The organism is Paenibacillus sp. Y930 (assembly GCF_056786375.1).
In genome coordinates this window covers 1-805 of sequence record NZ_JBXCIX010000034.1, presented here as the reverse complement: position 1 = coordinate 805, position 805 = coordinate 1, and the positions used below count along the sequence as shown (strand labels likewise).

At 32.2% G+C, this 805-nt stretch carries 1 protein-coding gene; it reads right to left on the bottom strand.

From position 1 onward, the window contains the following. Positions 1-219: 219 nt before the first annotated feature. A complete protein-coding gene (locus AC1TO5_RS21210) occupies positions 220-687 on the bottom strand; it encodes a DMP19 family protein (protein WP_482064823.1) in 468 nt (155 codons plus the stop codon). Between the last annotated feature and the right edge of the window lie 118 nt (positions 688-805).

Genomic DNA, 805 nt, shown 5'->3' with positions numbered 1-805 from the left:
CTTCATTGAAATAAGAAGCAATGAGTTCTTTCATTAAATGATGATGCAAGATGATTTCCAACTTTCTTGTCATATATCGTATAACGTTCAGGTATTCACGAACCTTGCGCATGCAAGGTTGTCACTGAATCTGCTACTTCTGCCAAAAGCATCAAGTGACCAAGGCGTAGCCGCCGCGTAAATACTGTGTTAGGCGATGCCTATTCTACTATGTAATACTCACAAATCAAATTCTTGTACATTAGTTTTAATGAAATCTATTTGTAATTGATAGATATCTTCTTTATATTCATAAAATTTCGTATCTAACTTATTTAATTTACTTTCTTGTCTTTCTGTTAAATCTTCTTTTTCTTCACCTCCAAACCGTTCATCATTTGTTGGTCCTTTACCATATATTCTTATAGATTTCTTTAATAGTTTATAAACATATCTCGATTTAATAAATCGCAATGCTTCTAATGTTTCTTTGGCATATCGACCACTACTATTAAAATGATATACAGAAAATCCACCACTATTTACTTCTGTTTCTAATTCACCTATTAAGTATATAGTCTTTTCACTTGATGATAATTTAAGCAAACTATCTCCATTTTCACTTTTTCCCCTTAATCTTATGAGTATTCCTAATAATGGGTCTTGGATTTCTGAATTTGATAAATAGTTTAATAAATTCAAGTTCATTTATACACCTCTTTCTAATAGGTTTCGCCTAACGTTTCTTGATTCACGAATTTGCGAATGCAAGTTGTCAGACAGCAAATACATCATTGAATTTCCTCTGCTGACCAAGGCGTAGCCG